This window comes from Erythrobacter rubeus, from assembly GCF_014705715.1.
Taxonomy (GTDB): domain Bacteria; phylum Pseudomonadota; class Alphaproteobacteria; order Sphingomonadales; family Sphingomonadaceae; genus Erythrobacter; species Erythrobacter rubeus.
Map to the genome: position 1 here is coordinate 44,457 of NZ_JACXLC010000001.1, position 21,393 is coordinate 65,849.

28 protein-coding genes are annotated in these 21,393 nt (G+C 62.2%); 16 read left to right on the forward strand and 12 right to left on the reverse strand.

Translation table 11 applies throughout. The annotated features are described in order from the left end of the window. The 3 genes from IB285_RS00205 to IB285_RS00215 all read left to right on the forward strand — a co-directional run. Positions 1 to 617: NAD-dependent epimerase/dehydratase family protein (locus IB285_RS00205; protein WP_190786289.1), on the forward strand; the 617-nt coding region annotated here is incomplete at its 5' end. An 89-nt stretch (positions 618 to 706) separates the two neighbouring features. After that, on the forward strand, positions 707 to 832 hold the full coding sequence (ykgO, locus tag IB285_RS00210; protein WP_011415100.1) for a type B 50S ribosomal protein L36: 126 nt from the start codon (positions 707 to 709) through the stop codon (positions 830 to 832). Between the two features lie 105 nt (positions 833 to 937). Then, positions 938 to 1,549: an HAD hydrolase-like protein gene (locus tag IB285_RS00215; protein WP_190786290.1), complete on the forward strand. Its 612-nt coding sequence runs from the start codon at positions 938 to 940 to the stop codon at positions 1,547 to 1,549. 129 nt (positions 1,550 to 1,678) lie between these two features. Here the strand turns inward: IB285_RS00215 and IB285_RS00220 are convergent, their stop codons facing one another. Continuing rightward, entirely contained in the window at positions 1,679 to 2,020 is a 342-nt protein-coding gene (locus IB285_RS00220; RefSeq protein WP_190786291.1) for a CC_3452 family protein, read from the reverse strand. Positions 2,021 to 2,237: 217 nt separating this feature from the next. Between IB285_RS00220 and IB285_RS00225 the strand changes: the two genes are divergently transcribed. From IB285_RS00225 to recQ, 3 genes are read left to right on the forward strand one after another with little or no spacing between them, the layout of a single operon-like run. Further along, the gene (locus IB285_RS00225) at positions 2,238 to 2,789 is read left to right on the forward strand and encodes a winged helix-turn-helix transcriptional regulator (RefSeq protein WP_190786292.1); all 552 of its coding nucleotides are present in this window, start codon (positions 2,238 to 2,240) and stop codon (positions 2,787 to 2,789) included. Then, on the forward strand, positions 2,746 to 3,123 hold the full coding sequence (locus tag IB285_RS00230; protein WP_234033014.1) for a hypothetical protein: 378 nt from the start codon (positions 2,746 to 2,748) through the stop codon (positions 3,121 to 3,123). Before IB285_RS00225 ends, IB285_RS00230 begins: the two co-directional genes overlap by 44 nt. 35 nt (positions 3,124 to 3,158) lie before the next feature. Continuing rightward, complete coding sequence (gene recQ, locus IB285_RS00235; RefSeq protein ID WP_190786294.1) at positions 3,159 to 4,946, forward strand: DNA helicase RecQ; 1,788 nt, start codon at positions 3,159 to 3,161, stop codon at positions 4,944 to 4,946. A gap of 13 nt (positions 4,947 to 4,959) precedes the next feature. Here the strand turns inward: recQ and IB285_RS00240 are convergent, their stop codons facing one another. Further along, the gene (locus IB285_RS00240; protein ID WP_190786295.1) at positions 4,960 to 5,769 is read right to left on the reverse strand and encodes a hypothetical protein; all 810 of its coding nucleotides are present in this window, start codon (positions 5,767 to 5,769) and stop codon (positions 4,960 to 4,962) included. 86 nt (positions 5,770 to 5,855) lie between these two features. After that, positions 5,856 to 7,352 (reverse strand): YifB family Mg chelatase-like AAA ATPase, encoded by a 1,497-nt coding sequence (locus IB285_RS00245; protein WP_190786296.1) that lies wholly within the window; start codon positions 7,350 to 7,352, stop codon positions 5,856 to 5,858. Between the two features lie 303 nt (positions 7,353 to 7,655). Between IB285_RS00245 and rpmH the strand changes: the two genes are divergently transcribed. From rpmH to yihA, 5 genes are all read left to right on the forward strand, one after another. Then, positions 7,656 to 7,790, forward strand: a complete 135-nt coding sequence (gene rpmH / locus IB285_RS00250) for a 50S ribosomal protein L34 (protein WP_086438043.1) — start codon at positions 7,656 to 7,658, stop codon at positions 7,788 to 7,790. Between the two features lie 321 nt (positions 7,791 to 8,111). Then, entirely contained in the window at positions 8,112 to 8,498 is a 387-nt protein-coding gene (gene rnpA / locus IB285_RS00255) for a ribonuclease P protein component (RefSeq protein WP_190786297.1), read from the forward strand. After that, positions 8,495 to 8,704, forward strand: coding sequence for a membrane protein insertion efficiency factor YidD (yidD, locus tag IB285_RS00260; protein ID WP_190786298.1), 210 nt, complete (start codon positions 8,495 to 8,497; stop codon positions 8,702 to 8,704). Before rnpA ends, yidD begins: the two co-directional genes overlap by 4 nt. 69 nt (positions 8,705 to 8,773) lie before the next feature. After that, positions 8,774 to 10,555, forward strand: a complete 1,782-nt coding sequence (gene yidC / locus IB285_RS00265; RefSeq protein WP_190786299.1) for a membrane protein insertase YidC — start codon at positions 8,774 to 8,776, stop codon at positions 10,553 to 10,555. Then, positions 10,552 to 11,244, forward strand: a complete 693-nt coding sequence (gene yihA, locus IB285_RS00270; RefSeq protein WP_407925594.1) for a ribosome biogenesis GTP-binding protein YihA/YsxC — start codon at positions 10,552 to 10,554, stop codon at positions 11,242 to 11,244. Before yidC ends, yihA begins: the two co-directional genes overlap by 4 nt. An 81-nt stretch (positions 11,245 to 11,325) precedes the next feature. Here the strand turns inward: yihA and IB285_RS00275 are convergent, their stop codons facing one another. The 3 genes from IB285_RS00275 to IB285_RS00285 form a co-directional block, all read right to left on the reverse strand. Next, the gene (locus IB285_RS00275; protein ID WP_234033015.1) at positions 11,326 to 11,904 is read right to left on the reverse strand and encodes a hypothetical protein; all 579 of its coding nucleotides are present in this window, start codon (positions 11,902 to 11,904) and stop codon (positions 11,326 to 11,328) included. Positions 11,905 to 12,012: 108 nt separating this feature from the next. Further along, positions 12,013 to 12,351, reverse strand: a complete 339-nt coding sequence (locus tag IB285_RS00280) for a c-type cytochrome (RefSeq protein WP_190786301.1) — start codon at positions 12,349 to 12,351, stop codon at positions 12,013 to 12,015. A gap of 105 nt (positions 12,352 to 12,456) precedes the next feature. Next, positions 12,457 to 12,873, reverse strand: coding sequence for a VOC family protein (locus tag IB285_RS00285; protein WP_190786302.1), 417 nt, complete (start codon positions 12,871 to 12,873; stop codon positions 12,457 to 12,459). Between the two features lie 114 nt (positions 12,874 to 12,987). Between IB285_RS00285 and IB285_RS00290 the strand changes: the two genes are divergently transcribed. Together IB285_RS00290 and IB285_RS00295 are read left to right on the forward strand one after the other, a co-directional pair. Beyond that, the gene (locus IB285_RS00290; RefSeq protein WP_190786303.1) at positions 12,988 to 13,656 is read left to right on the forward strand and encodes a glutathione S-transferase family protein; all 669 of its coding nucleotides are present in this window, start codon (positions 12,988 to 12,990) and stop codon (positions 13,654 to 13,656) included. Next, positions 13,617 to 14,522, forward strand: a complete 906-nt coding sequence (locus IB285_RS00295) for a S1/P1 nuclease (protein ID WP_190786304.1) — start codon at positions 13,617 to 13,619, stop codon at positions 14,520 to 14,522. Before IB285_RS00290 ends, IB285_RS00295 begins: the two co-directional genes overlap by 40 nt. On the opposite strand, the gene IB285_RS00300 is transcribed toward IB285_RS00295, so the two are convergent. After that, the gene (locus IB285_RS00300; RefSeq protein WP_190786305.1) at positions 14,519 to 14,986 is read right to left on the reverse strand and encodes a cupin domain-containing protein; all 468 of its coding nucleotides are present in this window, start codon (positions 14,984 to 14,986) and stop codon (positions 14,519 to 14,521) included. The two genes, IB285_RS00295 and IB285_RS00300, sit on opposite strands and share 4 nt — an antisense overlap. Before the next feature lie 29 nt (positions 14,987 to 15,015). Between IB285_RS00300 and dapE the strand changes: the two genes are divergently transcribed. Together dapE and IB285_RS00310 are read left to right on the forward strand one after the other, a co-directional pair. Then, the gene (gene dapE / locus IB285_RS00305; protein WP_190786306.1) at positions 15,016 to 16,155 is read left to right on the forward strand and encodes a succinyl-diaminopimelate desuccinylase; all 1,140 of its coding nucleotides are present in this window, start codon (positions 15,016 to 15,018) and stop codon (positions 16,153 to 16,155) included. Positions 16,156 to 16,222: 67 nt separating this feature from the next. Next, positions 16,223 to 17,482, forward strand: coding sequence for a dicarboxylate/amino acid:cation symporter (locus IB285_RS00310; RefSeq protein WP_190788912.1), 1,260 nt, complete (start codon positions 16,223 to 16,225; stop codon positions 17,480 to 17,482). Between the two features lie 6 nt (positions 17,483 to 17,488). Here the strand turns inward: IB285_RS00310 and IB285_RS00315 are convergent, their stop codons facing one another. The 3 genes from IB285_RS00315 to dapB form a co-directional block, all read right to left on the reverse strand. Further along, positions 17,489 to 17,902 carry a hypothetical protein gene (locus IB285_RS00315; protein WP_190786307.1) on the reverse strand — a complete coding sequence of 138 codons (414 nt, stop codon included), beginning with the start codon at positions 17,900 to 17,902 and terminating at the stop codon, positions 17,489 to 17,491. A 65-nt stretch (positions 17,903 to 17,967) separates the two neighbouring features. After that, entirely contained in the window at positions 17,968 to 18,618 is a 651-nt protein-coding gene (nth, locus tag IB285_RS00320; protein WP_190786308.1) for an endonuclease III, read from the reverse strand. 14 nt (positions 18,619 to 18,632) lie between these two features. Then, positions 18,633 to 19,364 (reverse strand): 4-hydroxy-tetrahydrodipicolinate reductase, encoded by a 732-nt coding sequence (dapB, locus tag IB285_RS00325; RefSeq protein WP_190786309.1) that lies wholly within the window; start codon positions 19,362 to 19,364, stop codon positions 18,633 to 18,635. 36 nt (positions 19,365 to 19,400) lie between these two features. On the opposite strand from dapB, the gene IB285_RS00330 reads away from it, so the two are divergent. After that, entirely contained in the window at positions 19,401 to 20,102 is a 702-nt protein-coding gene (locus IB285_RS00330) for an NAD-dependent deacylase (RefSeq protein WP_190786310.1), read from the forward strand. A 9-nt stretch (positions 20,103 to 20,111) separates the two neighbouring features. Here the strand turns inward: IB285_RS00330 and IB285_RS00335 are convergent, their stop codons facing one another. Together IB285_RS00335 and IB285_RS00340 are read right to left on the reverse strand one after the other, a co-directional pair. Beyond that, a complete protein-coding gene (locus IB285_RS00335) occupies positions 20,112 to 20,414 on the reverse strand; it encodes a hypothetical protein (RefSeq protein WP_190786311.1) in 303 nt (100 codons plus the stop codon). Positions 20,415 to 20,542: 128 nt separating this feature from the next. Beyond that, a complete protein-coding gene (locus IB285_RS00340) occupies positions 20,543 to 21,319 on the reverse strand; it encodes a HesA/MoeB/ThiF family protein (RefSeq protein WP_190786312.1) in 777 nt (258 codons plus the stop codon). Positions 21,320 to 21,393 lie beyond the last annotated feature (74 nt).

Here is a 21,393-nt window from a genome sequence, read left to right on the forward strand (position 1 = left end):
CGCCTGTCCCGGAGGAAGCGGCTGGGAAACCGATCAACCCCTATGGCTGGTCGAAACTCATGACGGAGCAGATGCTGTCCGACACGTCGGCGGCGCACGCGCTCAATTACTGCGCGCTGAGATATTTCAACGTCGCAGGTGCGGACCCGCTGGCGCGCTCCGGGCAATCCACTGCAGGCGCGACCCACCTGATCAAGGTCGCGGTCGAAGCGGCCTTGGGCAAGAGAAGCCATGTCAGCGTGTTCGGCACCGATTACGACACGCCGGATGGCACGGGGGTGCGCGATTACATTCATGTGAGCGACCTTGCCGCTGCGCATGTTCTGGCGCTGCAGGCGCTTGTCGAACAGCCCGACCGATCGCTGACGATGAATTGCGGCTACGGGCGCGGGTTTTCTGTTCTCGAGGTGCTCGATGCAGTCGACCGCGTGACCAATCGCACGATAGAGCGCAAGATCGAAGGCAGGCGCGCAGGAGACCCCGACTCGCTCGTGTCCGACCCCTCTCGCATTCGGGAGACGCTTCCCTGGAAGCCGGAATTCGCCGATCTCGACACTATCATCGCCCATGCTCTCGCATGGGAGCGAAAACTCACGGAAATCCGCGAAGATGATTGACTTTGCGCGATTCGCCGCTTAGGCGCGCGGCTTGAATTTCCGGCATCGGAGCTTAACTCCGGTGCCTGTTTTATTTCCGGGAAGAAATCATGAAAGTCCGTAACAGCCTCAAGTCGCTGAAGAACCGTCACCGCGATTGCCGCGTCATTCGCCGCCGCGGTCGCACCTATGTGATCAACAAGACCAACCGCCGCTTCAAAGCCCGCCAGGGCTGAACCGGAATGGATTGGCCGGTCTCCTTTAAGGGATGACCGCGCAAACGCAGCGGCCCGCCTCCGATTGGAGAGCGGGCCGCAGCCGTTTCTGCAGGGGACATAGAGGTGACCGATTCCAGCAAAGCCGTGGTGTTCGATGTCGGCCGTGTGCTGTTCCACTGGCAGCTTCGCAATCTCTTCGAAAAGCTGATCGACGATGAGAGCGAGCTCGACTGGTTTCTCGCCAATGTCGTCACCGAGGATTGGCATTTCCAGCACGACAGAGGCGTTCCCCTGGCTGAAATGCTCCCCGCGCGGATTGCACAATTCCCGGATCAGGCGCTGCTCATCGCGGCCTATGCTGCGCGCTTTAACGAAACCGCTGCCGAAGAGGTAGAGGGCGTCCATGCGCTCGTCTACCGCCTGCAGACATGCGGTATTCCGCTGTTCTGTCTGACCAATTTCGGTGTCGAGCTGTTCGATCAGTTCCGCTCAGTCCATCCGATCTTCACGGTGTTCGAAGACATCATTGTTTCAGGCGCAGAGAAGATCGCCAAACCCGATCCCAGAATCTACCAGATCACCGAGACGCGCAGCGGGCGTGCTGGCGGGGATCTGTTCTTTACCGACGACAATCCCGCGAATGTCGAAGCGGCACGATCCCGCGGCTGGGAGGCCCATATCTTTACAGATGCGGATGCGCTGGAAGCGCAGCTGAACAGCGCGGGCCTTCTCTAAAAAAAATCCCCCGAGGCAGCGGATTGGGGATCGCTGCATCGGGGGCTTTCAGTGTCGTCCGCTGTGGAGAGATGCGGAGCGGTGAGACGCGAGGGATAGATCGCGTCCGGGGGAATGGTTCTTATCGGCTTAGTTGCCGTTGCACTTCGCCAGCTTTTCGCCGGTCATTTCTTCGCCCTTGGCGGTGAAGCTGGTGATCTCGCCGAATTCACGGGCGAGGCCGCGGCAGATGCGCAGCGGGCGCGATGAGCCTTTGTTGGCGATGCACTTGGTATCCTTGCATGCCCAGGCGACGCCGCCTGCAACCGGGCGATTGTCATCGACCGGCTGGGCCAGTTCGGCGGTGTAATAGGCACCGCTTTGTGCGGCGGCCGGTGCAGGAGCGATTGCAGTGCCGAAGGTGAGTCCGGTGTAAGCGAGAGCCAGCACGAAGATCGAAAGACGGCTGGAACGGGTCAGGGAGAGGGTCATCGTCGTATTCCTTCTAGGGGCAGCCCTTGTTTGAGCCTGATTTTTTGCGAATCAGGTTTCAGATCGAAACCAGTTGCGAATCACTACCTATGTGATTAGGTTTCAGGTTGCAACTAAAAACTTATATTTTCTGTCAGCACCATCGAAGGCGCGGAATCCGGCACAATTTTGAGATTGCGACGAATCGCGTTAGATAGGTTGCAACAAGAGGACTGATATGGGCGACATAAGAGAACCACTGCGCGAACTGATTGAATGCGGATTGCCGCAAGCGCTTGAAGTCATGGGCGAACGCTGGTCTTTCATGATCCTTCGGGCGAGCTTCAACGGGCTCAAGCACTTCGAGGAATTCCTGAGCGAGCTCGGAATTGCGCGCAATATTCTCTCGAATCGCCTCGCCAAACTGGTCGAGCACGGCATCCTGAAACGCGAACCGTGCGAGGACGATCGCCGCAAGATCGAATACCGGCTGACCGAAAAAGGCTTCGACCTGCTGCCCGCAATGCTCGCTTTGCGCCAATGGGGTCAGAAATACGGCACCGAGATGACCGAAAACCCGGTTCTGGTCGACGAACGCGATCGCTTGCCGATCGGCCCGGTCTCGATCCTTGGCCATGATGGCCGAATCCTTTCGCATCAGGATCTGTGGCTCGTGAAGCGCGAAGACCTTGGCAAGCGCGCCGATGGTTCGATTGCGTCGCCAGCCGGTACTCTCGCAACGGGCGATGTGGTCGATCTCGAATCCGCGAAGAAAGCCGCCGCTGGCTGAAGCTGACGGCCCGGTGCGCACACCCGACGGGCGCTACATCATCGTCAGGGGACGGCTCTGGCGGGCTAGCAATCCAGACCTCTCGAATGAGGAGCGCCAAGCCCTCGTCGATGCCCTGATGGACGCCCGGCGTGCGGTCGGGGCGGCGAAACGCGCTGGCGATGAGACGGCGGAGAAGGCAGCGAGGGCGGACGTGCACCGCGCAAAGGTCTCTCTTGGCGAGCGCGGCCCGGTGTGGTGGGACGACGGCGCACCCGATCAGAACCGCAAGCTCGTGCATAACTCCACCTATGCGCCTTGGTGGGAATCCAGCGAACACGCTAACCCGGACTGAACCTCTCAAAAGCAGGCAGCGGGACCGGACTGGCGATGGATGCGGGCGTAAGCACCGATCTGGAAGAAATTCTGCGGACGACGTTCGGCTTCGGCGGCTTTCGAGGCCGTCAGGAAGCAGTGGTCTCGCGTGTCATGCGCGGCGAGGATACCTGCGCGCTCATGCCGACGGGCGCGGGCAAATCGCTTTGCTATCAACTGCCCGCATTGGCCCGCCCGGGGACCGCAATCGTCATCTCGCCGCTCATCGCATTGATGCACGACCAGATCCGCGCTGCCGGTGCGGTCGGCATACGAGCGGCTTCGATGACCTCGGCAGACCATGACAATGCCGCAACCGCGCAGCTTTTGCTGAACGGCGAACTCGACCTGTTGTACGTCGCGCCAGAGCGCGCCAACACGGCTTCCTTTCGGAGCCTGCTTGGCGGAGCCAATATTTCGCTATTCGCGATCGACGAGGCGCACTGCGTGTCCGAGTGGGGCCACGATTTCCGGCCCGATTACCGCCAGCTGAAATCGCTGTTCGATCAGTTCCCGCATGTCCCTAAGCTTGCCCTCACGGCGACCGCCGACGAGACGACGCGAAAGGACATCCTGCGTCAGCTCGGCATACCCGAAGACGGGTTGATCGTGGCGGAATTCGACCGGCCCAACATCCGCTATGCGATCTCTGCGAAGGAGAATGGCGCGAAGCAGATCACGGAGTTTGTCAGCCGCAATCCGGGCGCGGGTATCGTCTATGCCAACAGCCGCAAGGCGACCGAAGATCTCGCCGCCCGCATTGCTGCAACGGGCCGCCCGGTAGGCGCCTACCATGCAGGCCTGCCCCCGGAAAAGCGCGCGGCGGTGCAGGCCGAATTCGTGCGGTCGGACGACATGGTGATGGTAGCGACGATCGCCTTCGGCATGGGCATCGACAAGCCCGACGTGCGTTTCGTGGTCCATGCCGGGCTGCCCAAGTCGATCGAGGCGTATTATCAGGAAACGGGCCGCGCCGGGCGCGACGGCGATCCTGCAGAAGCGCAGCTGTTCTGGAGCGCGAACGATTTCGCAAAGGCGCGCCAGTGGCTCGGCGATATCGAGCCTGATCGCCTTGCGAGTGAGCGTGCGCGATTGAATGCGCTCGCCGCTTTGGTCGAAGCCGCTGGATGCAGGCGTGCGATCCTGCTCAGGCATTTCGGCGAAGAACCGGCGGCAACATGCGGGAATTGCGACAATTGCGAAAACCCACCTAAGGTGATCGAGGTTACGGAGATCGCGCGCAAGCTGTTGAGCGCGGTCTATCGCACCGGCCAGAGCTTCGGCATCGGCCATATCGAGAAGGTCCTGCTCGGGCGCGGCGATGACCGCGTGAGCCAGCGCGGGCATGACCGGCTATCTGTGTTCGGTATCCTCGAACAAGAAGAGGCGCCGCTCCTGCGCCCAGTCATGCGTCACCTGATGGCACACGAAATGCTGACCACGACCGAGCACGGCGGCATGGCACTCGGCGAAATGGCGCTGCCGGTGCTGCGGGGAGGGCGGGCGATACTGATCGGCGAGCCGCCTAAGAAGCAGAGAAGTGTGCGAGGGCGCCGCGCGGGGCAGGAAGCCAATCCAATCGGCGATCCGCTGTTCGATGCGCTGCGCGAAAAGCGCAAGGCCCTTGCGAGTGAGCAGGGCATCCCGGCCTACATCATCTTCCACGATAGCGTGCTGCGCGCCATGGCCAGCGAGCGTCCGGACTCGCTCGAGGCGATGGGCCGGATCCAGGGTATCGGCGCAAAGAAGCACGAGAACTACGGCGAGCAATTCTTCGAGGTCATCCGCCGGTTTGCCGCCTGACACGGGATTGGCATTATGGCCGCGCGACGTAGTCGATCCTGATCCGAACCCACGATCCGACTTGCGAACGGCCCCCGATGGTTGCGGGACGAACCCGGAATTGCCACGCTGCTGCCAGAACGGCGCGGCCAATCTGCGAACCGGCCGGAGATTCGCCGAGCAATTCGCAGTCCTCGACATAGAAATTTGGCACCGTACGGCACACGATCAACGCCGCGCCCGGTCCTGTGGCAGTCGAAAGATAGCCCGCAAGCTCGCTGTCGGTCGGTTCGCGGTACCAGCGCGCCGCATAAAGCGGCTCGCCATTGGGGGCGGTGCCGACCCGTTCGCTGTCGACCGAGCTCGAGGAGCCGGTGCTGGGAGGGCCATATGAGCGCGTCGGCCGGGCAGGCGGCGCTGGACGCGGCGCGGGCGGCTGTGCCGGCGGAGCGGGAGCGGGCACAGGCACTGGCAAAACGACGGCGGGCGGCTGTTCGACCGGCTGCACGGGCTGCTCTTCAACTGGCGGGGGCGGCACTTCGGGCGCGGGCTGCTCAGGTATGGCCGGAGCTGGCGGCGCATCGGGGAGCGGCGCTTCTTCCACTGTCGTGTCCTGGTCCGCGCTCGGTTCGATGGCGGAGAAGGTGGTCAGCGTTTCCCCCTGATCGCGCTCGCCGATTATCCCCGTCCCCAGAGTGAGCAACAGTGCGATGATGAGTGCCTCGATCAGCAGCGCTGCGGCGATACCGAACACCCGCCGATCGATGTTGCGCTCCTGCAGCGCGCTCAGCAAGCCTTGCCGCGGCGGAGCCTCGGATGCTTCGGGTGGAGGGGATGTTGCCATGCGTTGCGGTGGCCGATTCTGAATTAGCGCAGGGCCAAGCGGTAACACGCTTCGACCTTGCGCTGCGATGAATCTTTCGCGTTTGTTTATGTGCGGCCGACCATCTGGCGATAGGATAAGGCCTCGGCAATGTGCGTGCGCCCGACGGCGTCTTCGCCGGCCAGATCGGCAATCGTGCGCGCGACCCGCAGCATGCGCGTGTAGCTACGTGCGGACAGGCGGAGTTTCTCGGCGGCCTGCATGAGCAGATGCTTCCCCGCATCATCGGGGGCGGCGAACCGCTCCAGCTTTTCGCCGTCGAGCTCGGCATTGGACCGGATGCCGCGTTCGGCGCTCATCGCGCGCGCCACCGCGACCCGCCGCGCCACCTGTTCGGAGCCTTCGGCAGCGGGCGGCAGGCCAAGGTCCATGGCGCTGACCGCAGCAACCTCCACATGCAGATCGATCCGATCGAGCAGCGGGCCGGAGAGCCGGGCCTGGTACTCGCTGGCGCAGCGCGGGCCGCGCGCGCAGGTGTGTCCCGGCTCGCCCGCATGGCCGCAGCGGCACGGGTTCATCGCCGCGATCAGCTGCACCCGAGCAGGGAAGGTCACATGTGCATTCGCCCGCGCAACATCGACCTGGCCTGTCTCGAGCGGCTGGCGCAGCGAATCCAGGACGGGGCGCTGAAACTCAGGCAATTCGTCGAGGAACAGGACGCCCAGATGCGCGAGGCTCACTTCGCCCGGACGTACTTTCAGCCCGCCGCCGGTGAGCGCGGCCATGCTGGCCGAGTGATGCGGCGCCCTAAAAGGGCGCGCGCGGCTGATCCGTCCGGCATCGAGCAACCCGGCGACCGACTGCACCATCGAAACTTCGAGGGCTTCCGACGGGGATAGCTCAGGCAGGATGCCGGGCATGCAGCTCGCCAGCAGGCTCTTTCCCGATCCCGGCGGGCCCATCATCAGGAGATTGTGCCCGCCAGCAGCGGCTATTTCGAGCGCGCGCTTGGCGGTTTCCTGTCCCTTCACCTGTTTTAGATCGGTGACCGGCGGCGCGTCGGTAACGTCACCGCGGACGGGCTCATCCAGAACCTGCGAGCCCTTGAGATGACCGAGTAGCGCCGACAGATCGCGCGGCGCGAGCACCGGAACGCCGCTTGCCCATCTTGCCTCCGATCCCTGATCCGCAGGGCAAATAAGCCCGGCCTCCACTTCGCTGGCGTGAAGTGCGGCGATGAGCACTCCGGGGCTGGCGACAATCCTGCCGTCGAGCGAAAGCTCCCCGACCGCGATCCAATCGCCCAATTGCTCGGCATCGGTCACGCCCATGGCCGCAAGCAAGGCCAAAGCGATCGGCAGGTCGTAATGCGATCCATCCTTGGGCAGGTCGGCAGGCGACAGATTGATCGTGATCCGCTTTGGCGGCAGCGCGAGGCCCATCGCCGAAAGAGCGGCCTGAACGCGCTCGCGGCTTTCGCTGACCGCCTTGTCCGGCAGGCCGACGATCGAGAATCGCGGCAATCCCGAGGCGACTTGGCACTGCACCTCGACCTGGCGCGCGTCGAGACCGAGATAGGCCACAGTCCTAACCAGCGCTACCAAAGTAAATCCTCGTGTGATTTGCGACCTTTATTTCGGCGGTATTGCAGCGTCGGACCGGGATTGTCGAGGAAATAGAAGCGCTTTGATGATCGCAGTGCCGAAGCAGACAGCACGTCGCGCGCCCGTCGCAGCGGGCCGGCCCAGCCCTGAATATCGCGCGTCACGGCTTGACTCGCGCCCCTCTATCCCATAGTGGCGCGCGCCTGACGGACTGCCCTTTTGCGGTGGTCGCTATTCATCGATGAGCAGCGGGCGGCAAATCTTCGCGGCGCCAGCTTGTCGAACCAGTTTATCGAGGACGATATGAAGCGGACTTTTCAGCCTAGCAATCTCGTGCGTGCCCGTCGGCACGGTTTCTTCGCGCGCAAGGCGACCACGGGTGGTCGCAAAGTGCTGCGCGCCCGCCGTAAGCGCGGCCGCAAGAAACTCTGCGCGTAATTCTCTGGCGCCCTCAGGCGCCGGGCGCGGGCCATCCGGCCCGCTTGGCTACGCAGCAGTAGCGGCGACGGGCAGTCGCCCTTGCGGGCTCCCATCCGGGAGCCCGTTCGCGTTTCTCGGTAGAGGGTTTATTGGCGCGGCTCGGCCCGCAGGGTCGCAAGGCCGGAAGCGAAGTCGAAGACGCAGCTGGCCAAAGGCCACCTGCAAGGCCGCCCGCAGCGACGCGACCATTAGGTCGCATGAGCGAGGATATCGCGGCGCGGATGCGCTGCGAAAAACAAAGACTCGGGGAGCCGAAACGCTTCGGCTAAAATCTGATCAATGATCCAGGTCCTCACCAAACGATCGGACTTCCTCGCCGCTAACAGGGGGCTTCGGAACGCGCGGCCCGGCTTCGTGTTGCTGACCCGGCCCAATGGTGGGCAGGGGATCCGCTATGGTGTCACCGTTACCAAGAAGATCGGCAATGCGGTGGTGCGCAACCGCATGAAGAGGCGCTTTCGCGAGCTTCTGCGCGCCGCTCTTCCCGAGCGCGGGCTGCCGCACCACGATCACGTCCTCATCGGGCGGTCGGGCGGTGTGGAGCGTAATTTCGACACGATGGCGGAGGAGCTCGACCGCGCTCTTGCCCGCGCGCGCGATGGCAAATCCGATCCGCGTCGCTCTTCGCGGCCACGGCGCGGGAACAGGAAGGGCGCAGCAAAATGAAATACATCCTGATCGCTATCGCCCGCGCGTGGCAGCTTGGCCCGTCACTGATCCTGCCGCCGACCTGCCGCTTCTCGCCATCGTGCAGCCAGTACGCGATCCAGGCTCTGCGCAAATATGGCGCGCTCAAGGGTGGATGGCTGGCGCTAAAGCGGCTAGGGCGCTGCCATCCATGGGGCGGACATGGACACGACCCAGTGCCGTGACCGCACCATAGCATTCCGCACTGTAGTGTCTATATAACACAGCATTCGACGACTTAACGGGATTTCATCTTGGACAATCAGCGCAATCTCCTGCTCGCCGTCGCGTTATCCGGCCTGCTCATTCTCGGCTGGGATTTCGCGATGCGGACATTCTATCCGGCGGCATCTCTTTCCGCGCCGACCGAAGCAGTCGAGCCTGCCGCGCAGACGAGCGCCGGTTCCGCGCCGGGCACGACGACGGTTGCAGCTGATCTCGCCGATGGCGCCGAAATGCCGAGCGGTCCGATTGATCTTTCCGCCGCGCTCGCCGATCCGAACCGCGTCGTTATCGATACGCCGAAAGTGGCCGGATCGATCAACCTTCGCGGGGCGCGGATCGATGATCTCGTGCTCAAGGATTACCGGCAGAGCGTCGACAGGGACAGCGGACCGGTTCGCCTGTTCGCGCCCGAGCGGACCGACAATCAGTATTTCGCCGAGTTCGGCTTCGTCGTCGGCGGTCAGCGCGTTTCTTCGAACGAGCTGTGGCAGGCCGATGGCGAGCGGCTGACACCGCAAACCCCCGTTACGCTGACGCGCACCGATGCAAGCGGCGCGGTGTACGAGATCGCGCTGTCGATCGACGAAAACTACATGATCACGGCGCAGCAGACGGTCCAGAACACGTCCGGGAGCGCCGCCATCATTCAGCCATTCGCGCTGATCAAGCGGGACGCTCGCAGCGCCTCGCCCGATGAATTCATCGTCCATTCCGGCCCCGTGGGGGTGTTCGGCGGTACGCTGCATGATCCCAACAGCTATGAGGAACTTGCCGAGATCGGGCGCGATACGCCCTCGGGCGCCGCCTCGTGGCTCGGCTTCACCGACCGTTATTGGCACTCTGCGTTGATCCCGGGCGACGGCGAGGTCGACAATGTCGGCTTCCGCTCGCTCGGCGACCAATTGTTCCGCAGCGATCTGATCTACGATGCGCAGACCGTTCCTGCAGGCGGCACGCTGTCGCAGACAACCCGGCTGTTCGCCGGAGCTAAGAACAGCGTCATCCTCGACGAATACGAAGACACCGGCATCACCTATTTCGGCAAGGCGATTTCGTGGGGCTGGTTCGAATGGTTCGAAAAGCCGCTCCTCTGGCTCCTGCGTGCGCTCAACGATCTCGTCGGCAATTTCGGCGTCGCGATCATCCTGCTGACGGTAATCGTGCGCGCGTTGATGTTCCCGATCGCGCAAAAGGGCTTCGCCTCGATGGCTTCGATGAAGGCGATCCAGCCCAAGATGAAAGCCGTCCAGGAACGCTACAAGGACGACAAGCAGAAGCAGCAGCAGGAGATCATGAAGCTGTACAAGGAGGAGAAGGTGAACCCGGTCGCCGGCTGCCTTCCGATGCTTCTGCAGATTCCGATCTTCTTTGCGCTCTACAAAGTCCTGATCCTTTCGATCGAAATGCGGCATGAACCCTTCATCGATTTCTGGATCAAGGATCTGTCCGCACCTGATCCCTGGACGATCCTGAACCTCGGCGGATTGCTGCCATTCGAAGTGCCCGGCTTCCTTGGCATCGGCGTGCTGGCGGTTCTGCTCGGCCTGACCATGTGGCTGACTTTCAAGCTCAACCCGTCCGTCATGGATCCGATGCAGCAGCAGATTTTCAACCTGATGCCGTGGGTTCTGATGTTCGTGATGGCGCCGTTCGCTGCCGGCCTGCTGCTTTACTGGGTAACGTCCAACATCCTGACCGTGGCGCAGCAAAGCTATCTCTATTCCAAGCATCCGCAGCTGAAAGCGCAGGCGGCGAAGGACAAGGCGGAGCTGGCGAAGAAGAAAGCCAAGGAAGAAAAGAGCAAGGCGTGACCGGGCAGCAGCCATCGGACGCGGAACTGGAAGAGCGCGCGCAGCAGCACCGCGAAAAGCAGGCTGCGCGGTTGTTTTCCGGGCGGGTCGATTTCCTGCTCTCCGCCCCGCAGCTCAAATTCCTGCCCGAGCCGATCGTACCCGAAATCGCATTTTGCGGGCGAAGCAATGTCGGCAAATCGTCGCTGCTCAACGCGCTAACGATGCGCAAATCCATCGCGCGCGCATCGGTGACGCCGGGCCGCACGCAGGAACTCAACTTTTTCGAGATCGGGGAGCCGGTGCAGATCCGGCTTGTCGACATGCCCGGATATGGCTTTGCCAAGGCGCCCGTTTCCGTGGTCGACAAGTGGAAGAAGCTTGTGCGCAGCTATCTGCGCGGTCGCCAGGTGCTGGCGCGCAATCTCGTGCTGGTCGATAGCCGCCACGGGCTGAAAGATGTCGACCGCGAGATGATGAAGATGCTGGATGAAGCAGCGGTCGGGTATCGCATCGTCCTGACCAAGACCGACAAGATCAAGGCGAGCCACCTCGAACGCGTCGCCGGCGAAGTCGCCGAGGAAGCGCGCAAGCACCCCGCCGCCTATCCCGAACTGCACCTTACCAGCGCGGAGAAGGGGATGGGCATCGACGCGCTAAGAGCGGCCCTGGTTGCGGATGCTTTGGGTGAGGGATGGTTCGCGGAGTAAAAAAGCGTACTGTTTGGGCTTCGCTGTCGATAGGCAACCTGTCCGGTTAGGTCGAGGCAAACCTGGCCCCGTTCCGTCAATCTAAGCGCCTAGAAAGGCGGCCACCGGACGATCACTCCAGACCTGAACTTCGATGTACTTTTCGAACTTTCGTTTGTGATAGCCCTCATAGTCGTCATCCGTTGCACCATCTGGCAGCCCATGTTCCGCGACCACATCAAAGAGTTCGTCGAGGAAAAACGCCTTTTCATGGTAGGGCTGAGCGGGTTCGGCTGGCAGTCCGAATTCGGCTCCCAGGCGCATCGACACAAAGCTGTCGGGATAGGTGAAGCAAGCCTGATCGCGAGGCAGCGACCGCCAATCCAAGGTTACCGTTGCTGGGTCAGGATAAAGCCCGGAAAACCAGGCGCACTCTCCGAGCACGAAGTAGTGAGGCGACTGTCTTTCGGGTTTGCCGCCGCGCGCTATAAAGAGATCGCGGAGCTTCGCCTCGGTTTTTCTCCGAAGGTCCATATACCGCTTTCCGAACACTCGCCTGAAACTCGGATTGTCCGCTTTGCGCCGGTTTAGCCTTTCGAGAACCTGGACCAGCTCATCGCCTCCGAGCTCGCTCAGATTCTGAAAGGGGAGATCGGTCTGCGAATGGTAGTGGGTGATCACCTGTGGCAAGTGCAATTATGAGCTCCCCTCAAAGCTGTATCAATTTCGATGAGTGAGCACCCTCGCCGTTTCCATCCTCAGACGAGCCAGCGTCCCGGCCGACACCGCTCAGTCTGTATCCCTGAGCGTCTCCATATAGGCAAGGAGATTGGCGATATCGCCATCCTCGAAAACGAACACGGGCATCTCGCCTGTATGACCGACCTGAACTCCGCGTTCGAAGGACCCTTCCACCATCCATTCCGGCAGGCGGTTCGCCGCGCGGCGAAGGCTGGGTGCATCAGGATGCGGCGACACACCATCATCGAGAGCGTGACAGCTCGCGCAATTCGCCGCTGCGAAGGCTCTGCCCTTGGCTGCGTCCCCAGACAGCGTGTTCGCGTCGCGGTCGGTTGCGCAGGCGGTGATCAGGAGCGGAACGGCAAGGACGGACAAATGCTTGAACACGATGTGATCCCCTTTCCTATGCTGCGATTGTAACGCAGCGATGCCGGCGCAGACAAGCAATCTCGGGGTGAGCCCAGTGGGATTCGCGCTGGTTCGCTCTGGCGGCTAAGTCGCAAACAGCTGTCCCATATCCGCGAATGCCTTGAATTCGAGCGCGTTGCCTGCCGGGTCTCGCAGGAACATCGTGGCCTGCTCGCCGGGCTTGCCTTCGAACCGCACAGTCGGTTCGATCACGAATTCGGTTCCGGCAGCGATCAGCTTGTCTGCGAGAGCCTGCCAGTCCTCCATTGAAAGGACGAGCCCGAAATGCGGGACCGGCACATCGTGGCCATCGACGGGGTTGCTCGCGCGATCGCCTGCACCGGTTGAAAGGTGCGCGACAATCTGATGCCCATGGAAATCGAAATCGATCCATTCTTCGCTGCTGCGCCCTTCGGTGCAGCCCAGAAGCTCCCCGTAAAACGCGCGCGCTGCGGCCAGATCATCGACAGGAAAGGCGAGGTGAAAGGGCGGCAGGTTCATTGCGAATTCTCCATGCTATATTGCCAGCAATAGTAACTTGTTCAGCCTCGACAGCGAAAGACTGAATATCTACGGCAGGCAAACAGGACCTACCACCAACGCGGGAGCAGGCACATGAAGCTCATTATCGGCAACAAGAATTATTCGAGCTGGTCGATGCGCGGATGGCTTGCGGCAAAACAATCGGGCCTGCATTTCGAAGAAATCACCGTTCCGATCCTGGGTGAGCACTGGGAGAAGACCAAGCAACAAATGGGCGATATGGCTCCGTCGCACGGCAAGGTTCCGATCCTTTGGGACGATGAGACCGTGATCTGGGATAGCCTCGCGATCCTCGAATACCTGGCCGACAAGGTTGGCCGCGACCGCTTCTGGCCCAAGGATGACGCGCCGCGCGGAATGGCCCGCGCGATGGTCGCTGAAATGCATTCCTCCTACGCATCGCTCCGCACCGAAATGCCGATGAATGTGCGCCGCCGAGTGGAACTGAAAGAGGTTTCCGATCAGACCCGGGCAGACATTGTGCGCATTCTCCAGCTGTGGGCCGAAGCGCGTGCACGCCATGGCAGCGCAGGCCCGTTCCTGTTCGGCACTTATGGCGCAGCGGATATTTTCTTCGCCCCGGTCGTTTCCCGGTTCATCACCTACGGGATTGGTGTACCCGGCTTTGCGCAAAGCTATATGGAAGCGATGTGGGAACACGCCTGGACACAGGAGTGGATTTCCGCGGCGGAGGACGAACAATGGGTCATCGAGCAATACGAGAGCGTTGGAGCGCAATAACGCTCGCGGGCCTTTGCGCGCTCATACTCGCTCTTCCTGCGCCCGCTCACGCCTGGGGCTTCTACGCTCATCGCAAGACCGCCGAAATCGCCGAGGAGAATGTCTCGCCGGAGACGCGCGCGAAGATACGTCGCCTCATCCGCTCGCAGGAATTGCTCGGCACGCCCGAATGCGAGCTGTTGTCAATTGAGGATGCCAGCGTCTGGCCCGATTGCGTGCGCCGCACGCGCTGGCGTTGGGGCCACACCGCGGCATGGCATTATCGCACCGCGCCGATCTGCGAAGCGTACAACCCGCGCGCCAACTGCCCTGGAGGCAACTGCGTGACCGCGCAGGTGGAACGCAATCACCGCATCCTTGCGGACGAAAGCCTGCCCGACCATGTGCGGCTGCAGGCGCTTGCCTTCATGGTGCATTTTGCAGGCGACGTGCACATGCCGCTTCACTCGGGCGACAAGGGAGATCGCGGTGGCAACGATCGCGAAGCCGATTACGGTATCGTGCCGAGCCTCAATCTCCACTGGATCTGGGACGGGCCGCTGGCAGAGCGCGCGATCAGCGATCCTGCCGATCCGGTGGTGCGGCGCTATTCGCGGGCCGAACGCGCTGACCTGGGCGGCGGCGATGCGGCGGATTGGGGGCGCGAAAGCTGGGAGATCGCCCGCAGCTTCGTTTATCCAACTGCATTCGACCGGGAGGATGTGTGCGCAGCAGAGCTACCATCGAAGACCGCGCTCAGTCAGGAAGATATCGTTCGCGGTGTCCCCATCGCAAGACGCCGCGTCCAGCAGGCAGGCATCCGTATCGCGGAATTGCTCGAAAGCGCCTTTGCGCCCGGTCCGCTCCCGGAGCCAGAGCGAAATTAGGGCAATCGCTCGGTATCGTAGCGGGTGCCATCCTTGCGGAAATACCCATCCGCGCGGAACTCCATGTCGATGTCGGGATATTCGCCTCTGTCGAGTGCGCGGTCGCCAGCGCTGATCGCGACATAGACGCACTGCTTATCGCTGCGATTGTGCAGCCGGTGGCCGTTCTTCGCGCCTGCCGCCCATGCAAGCACGTCGCCCGGGAGGACCGGAGTTTCCCCTTCGTCTTCGATGAGGACAGCCTTGCCCGAGAGCATGACGACGAGCTCGTCCTGATGGCTGTGCCAGTGGCGCTGCGATGAATAGGCTCCTGGCTCGAGAACCACATGGCTCGCGCCCATTTGCGTGAGGCCGGCAGCGGGTGCGAGCCTGCGATAATGCCGCCCGACCACGTCCGCATCGTATGGCGGCGGATACCCTGTCGCATTGGTTTGCGCGATTGCATCGAGATCGAGCTTGGGCATGACGAGTTTCTCCTGCTAGGCAGCCATCAATGTCTGAAGTTCTAGCGATTGCCAAACGCCTGATGGCGGCCCCCAGCGTAACCCCGGCCACAGGCGCGGTGTTCGATGAATTGGAAGCGATGCTCGTGCCGCTCGGCTTTGCGGTGCATCGCTTCACGCGCGGGGATGGGCCGGAAGGGAGCGAGGAAGCCCCGGTCGAGAACCTGTTCGCGATCCGCCGCGGCTCCGAAGGCTCGAAACACTTCGCATTCGCGGGGCACGTCGATGTGGTGCCGCCCGGTGAAGGCTGGACCAGCGCGCCCTTCGAACCGGAGGAGCGCGGCGAGCTGCTGTATGGGCGCGGCGCAGTCGATATGAAGGGCGCGATTGCGGCGATGGTCGCGGCGGTCGCCGAGGTTCCAGCGGAAGCGGGCACGATCAGCTTCATCATCACCGGGGACGAGGAAGGCCCGGCGCTCCACGGTACGCGCGCTCTGATCGATTACATGCGCGAGCAGGAAGTCGAGCCCGATCTGTGCCTGGTCGGCGAACCGACAAGCGTCGACCGGCTGGGCGACATGATGAAGATCGGGCGGCGCGGCTCGGTCAATATCTGGCTGGAGGTCGAGGGGACGCAGGGCCATGTCGCGTACCCGCACCTTGCCGACAACCCGCTGCCTGCGATGGTTGCGATGCTGTCCGATCTCAATAATCTGCATCTCGATGAAGGCACCGACTGGTTCCAGCCGAGCAATCTCGAAATCACCGAGGTCGATGTGCCAAACCGCGCGCACAACGTGATCCCGGCAACGGCCAAGGCGCGGATCTCTATCCGGTTCAATGACAAGCATTCCGGCGCATCGCTTTCACGCAAGGTGACCGAGATCGCCGAAAAGCATGGCGGCAAAGCGCGCCCGGTGATCAGCGGCGAACCCTTCCTTACCGAACCCGGCGACTTCTCTTCGATGATCGCTGCGGCGGTCGAGGCCGAAACAGGTCTCGTACCAGAAGCCTCCACCACGGGAGGCACATCCGATGCGCGATTTCTGCGCGCAGTGTGCCCGGTGATTGAGTTTGGCCTCACCAACGCTACGATGCACAAACGTGATGAAGCGGTCGCAGTTCATGACCTCGACACGTTGGCCAGAATATATACGCGCGTGGCATTGGCCGCGCTTCAAGGGACATGACATGAGCGATACAGCCTCGCAAACCTCGACCCGCGGCGGAGGCAGCCCCAGCCCGGCAAAGCGCGGGCTGGTCGCAGGATGGTTCGCCATTCCGCTGTGGCAGCGAGTGATCGGCGCGCTCATCCTCGGCATCATCGTCGGCTATGTCTGGGGGCCGGGTGCGGAAAGCATCAAGATCATCGGCGATATCTTCATCGCCTTTATCAAGATGCTGGTGGTCCCGCTCATCTTCTTCAGCCTGGTCGCAGGCGTTGCCAGTATCGGCGATCTCAGAAAGCTCGGCAGTGTCGGCTGGCGGGCGCTGTTGATCTTCGTGGTGACGGGGCAGATGGCGGTCTGGCTCGGCCTTGGCATTGGAACATTCGTGCAGCCCGGATCGGGGATCGACGGCGCTTCGATGTCGCTCGATCAAGGTGCGCTGGACCGCGCACAAAGCCGCCAGGAAGAGGCGGTCACGGTTCAGCAGATGATCCTCGAAATCGTGCCCTCCAGCCCGGTTCAGGTGATGGCCGATGTCAACGTCCTGCCGCTGATCGTCTTCTCGCTCCTGATCGGGATCGGCATCCTCATGGCGAAGGAAGACGGTGAGCCCGTCCTCAAGATCTTCGAAAGCGGCAGCGTCGTCATGCAGAAAGTGACGATGGTGGTGATGGAGCTTACCCCGTTCGGCGTCTTCGCGCTGATGGCGTGGGTCGCGGGCACGCTCGGGGTCGAGGCGCTGCAGGCACTGGGCATACTGGTGTTCCTCAACTACCTCGGCTGCCTGCTCATCATCGGCCTGATCTATGCCGGGATGATCAAGTTCATCGCCAAGCTCCCGGTGATCGATTTCTTTCGCGGCATCGTCGATGCGATCGCGGTCAGCTATTCCACCGCAAGTTCGAACGCGACGCTGCCGGTGACCTTGCGCTGCGCAGAGCGCAATCTCGGCATCAGCAATTCGGTCGCAAGCTTTGTCATCGCGCTCGGCGCGACGATCAACATGAACGGGACCGCGATGTATCTGGGGCTCGCGACCCTGTTCGGCGCGCAAGCCTTCGGCGTGCAGCTCGATATGGCCGATTACATCACGATTTCGGTTCTCGGCACACTCGGCGCGATCGGCGCGGCGGGCATTCCGGGATCGGGCCTGATCATGATGGTGCTGGTATTCAGCGCGGTCGGCGTGCCGCTGGAAACCATTGCGCTGGTGGCAGGCATCGACCGGATCATGGACATGATGCGAACGACCACCAACGTGAGCGGCGACGCGGCGGTCGCTACTACTGTCGCAAGCCTGACAGGCGAGATCGACCGGGCCGAGATGATCAGCGCGGATGATGTTTAGGAGCAGTTACTCCTCTTCACCGTCCTCGACATACTCAACCGGCACGAATTCGCCGAGCCCGCATCCTGCTCCGCGCCGGGGCGCGCCTCCGCCGATCTGTTCGAGCACGTAGATAATCTCGGTGTTGCAGATCTGGTTGATCGAAGTCGTGTAGGTGAACGCCTCTTCGAAACCGAGCCTTGGACAGCTTCGCGGAAGCACGCTTCTGAACACGCGTCCGCCGCGCATTTCGAAATCGATCACCTGATCGCTGCGCACCCGCGTGTTCCGGATCTGCGAGCGCTGAATGCAGTTTTCCGCCTCACCGAGCACTTTGACAGGTGGTCCGGCAAGCGCGGGATCGGCGCGGCCATCCTGCTCGACCGGGGCGCAGGCCGCGATCGCCGCTGCGCCTGCGATTACGAATGGATATCGGATCATCACACGTCTCCTCTCGCTGTCCCGGCACTAAGCGCCCGGCAAGCTGAACAGCGCCTTATACCAGCCTAGCGACCCTTCGGCTTCTCCAGCACCTTTTTGCGGAAGCTGCACAGGTCGACCACCGGGCAGCGCCAGCATTCCGGCGTGCGCGCCTTGCAGATGTAGCGGCCATGCAAGATCAGCCAGTGATGCGCGTGGAGGCGGAAGGGCTGTGGCACGCGCTTTTCCAGCTTCGCCTCGACCGCCTCGGGCGTCTTACCTTTCGCCAGACCCGTGCGGTTGCCGACCCGCAGGATGTGCGTGTCCACCGCAAACGTCTCCTGCTTGAACCAGCAATTGAGCACGACATTTGCGGTCTTGCGGCCCACGCCGGGCAGCCTCACGAGGTCCTCGCGCGTGTCCGGCACCTCGCCGCCATAATCGTCGATCAGCAATTGCGAGAGCGCGATCACGTTCTTCGCCTTGGAGTTGAACAGGCCAATCGTCTTGATGTGCCCGATCAGCCCCTCGAGCCCCACATCGAGCATCTGCTGCGGCGTTTCCACCTTGGCGAAGAGCGCGCGAGTCGCCTTGTTCACCCCGACATCGGTCGCCTGCGCGGATAACGCCACGGCCACTACCAGCTGATAGGCATTGCCGTATTCCAGCTCGGTTTCGGGCTCGGGATTGTCTTCGGCCAGGCGGCGGAAGAATTCGAAAATCTGGTCCTTGGTCATGGAATCGAAGGCGCTCAGGCCAGACCGAGCACATCATTCATGGAATAACGGCCCGCTTGCCTGCCGATCAGCCAGCTCGCCCCGCGCACCGCGCCGCGGGCGAAGATCATGCGGTTTTCGGCGGTGTGCGACAGTGTCAAGCGCTCCTCAGCTCCGGCAAAGATGACGCTGTGTTCGCCCGCCACCGTGCCGCCGCGCAAGGTTGCAAAACCGATCGCACCTTCGCGCCGTTCGCCGGTCTGTCCGTGGCGTCCGCTCTCCATATTGTCCGACAAGTCGATACCGCGTGCGTCCGCCGCCGCCTCGCCCAGCAGCTTTGCCGTGCCGGAAGGGGCATCGACTTTCATGCGGTGGTGCATCTCGAGCACCTCGATATCCCAGTCGGACCCGAGCCGTGATGCGGCTTCCTTCACCAGATGCGCGAGCAAGGTCACGCCGAGCGACGTGTTGCCCGTCTGCAGGACCGGGATCTTTTCGGCTGCCTCGGCCAGCATGATGAAGTGCTCTTCGCCGAGGCCGGTGGTCCCGATCAGGATCGGAATGCCCGCAGTCTTCGCCGAATTGAGGTTCTGCTCGAGCGCTTCGGGAGAGGAGAAATCCACCACCACCTCGCACTGACCCAGCAGCGGCGCGGGGTCGCCGCCGAGATCGACGCCGACGCGAAATTCATGGCCTGCTTCCCCGATCGCCTCGATAATCGCGCGGCCCATGCGGCCCTTGTGCCCGATAACGCCAAACTGTGCCATTGATCCCCAACCGGTTGCCGTGTTTCTTATAGGATCATGGCAGAGATCGAACGCATCGTCATCCTCACAGGGGCCGGAATTTCCGCCGAAAGCGGGATCGATACGTTCCGCTCGGCAGGAGGGCTGTGGGAACAGCACAAGGTCGAAGATGTCGCCACGCCTGAAGGGTTCGCGCGCGACCCCGATCTGGTGCTCGGCTTTTACGACATGCGGCGTGAGGCGCTGGCACGGGTCGAGCCAAACCCTGCGCACAAGGCGCTCGGCCGGTTGGAGCGAGAGTTCGAAGGTGACCTGCTTTTGGTGACTCAGAACGTGGACGACCTGCACGAGCGGGGCGGATCAAGCCGCGTGCTTCATATGCATGGCGAATTGAAGAGCGCACTGTGCGGCGCTTGCGGCATGCGCAGTGCATGGGAGGGGCCGATGATCGACCGGCCGCCATGCCCCATTTGCCAGGCACCAAGCCTGCGCCCCGACGTCGTGTGGTTCGGTGAGATGCCGTACCAGATGGAGCGCATTTACGCAGCGCTTTCGAATGCCGATCTGTTCGTCAGCATTGGCACGAGCGGTGCGGTCTATCCCGCTGCAGGTTTTGTGCAGGAGGCCCGTCTGGCAGGTGCGCGTACACTCGAGCTCAATCTGGAGCCGAGCGAGGGCACGCACATGTTTCACCAAGCACGGCACGGCCCAGCCGGAACGCTTGTTCCCGACTGGGCCGCTGAAGTCTTAGGTCAGTAAAGTCTTCGCTCAGGCGTTCTCTGACACGTGCGGTGTGTCGACCGAAGCCGTACTCTTGGACTTGCGAGTAGTTCTGGACGGCGATTTCGGTGCTTTGGTCGGGTTCTTTCGCTCCTGGCGGGTGCCGGGAAGTTCGGCATCGTCTTCGTAAGGCGAGTCCATCTTGATACCTACCGGATCGGTTTCGTCGTTTGCGAAGGGGCCTGCTTCGCCGGTCTTCTTGGCCTTTTTCGCCTTCAAATATTGGGTGCCACCGAAGGCTGCGGCAGCGCCAAGCGTTACGAGTGATAGTGCGGCGACGGGAAGTGCCATGATAAATCTCCTTTTGTTTCAAAGGAATAATGGTTGAGATACCCGCAAGGTTCCGATTATCGCGCTGTTGCCGGATGACTTGAGGCGGACATGCGCCGAGCCGACCTACCGGCTCGGCACTGCCAGTTTTACCCGCAGCCCTTGCATTCAGGATCCTTCGAAAGATTGAGCGTCCTGAGGCCCGGCTTCAGCCCGTCGAGAATGTGCAGCTTGCCATATTGCGGATCGCCGAATGCGCTTACGCCGCTGAGCAGAGCGCGCACCGCCTGCAATGCCGCGAAGCTTCCCGCCCATCCTGCCATCGCGCCGAGCATTCCGTCTTCTGCGCAGGTGTCGCAATCCTCTGCGTCGAAGGCATCGCCGACGAAGCAGCGGTAGCAGGGCTGGTCGGCGAGATGTCCCGCAAACGCGCCGACTTGGCCCTGAAAACGGCCCACGGCAGCAGAAAGCAGCGGTGTGCGCTCGGCGACGCAGGCGTCCGACACGGCGAGGCGGGTCGCGAAATTGTCGGTGCCGTCAAGCACCAGGTCCGCACCAGCAATCAGCTCACCGGCATTGGCTGGTGAGATGCGCGTATCCGAGATCGACACATCCAGCGCGTCGTCGAAATTGGCGAGCCAACGGCGGGCGCTCGTGGCTTTCCCGTGGCCGATATCGCGGTTCGTGAAAATCGTCTGGCGCTGCAGATTGCTTACATCGACCGTGTCGTCGTCGACCAGCGTGAAGCGCCCGATCCCGCTCGCAGCAAGATATTGCAGGGCAGGGGAGCCGATGCCGCCAAGTCCGATGACAGCCACATGCTTCTCGGTCAGCGCAACCTGGCCCGCGCCGCCGATCTCGGGAAGCACGATATGACGGGCAAACCGGTCCAATCGGCCCGTGGGTAAAGGTGTGGGCAGGCTCATGGAAAGCCTGTTTACAGGCTGTGCACAAGCTGTCGAATGATTGTTCGCGCCAGCGCGAACATCCGTTCGCTCGG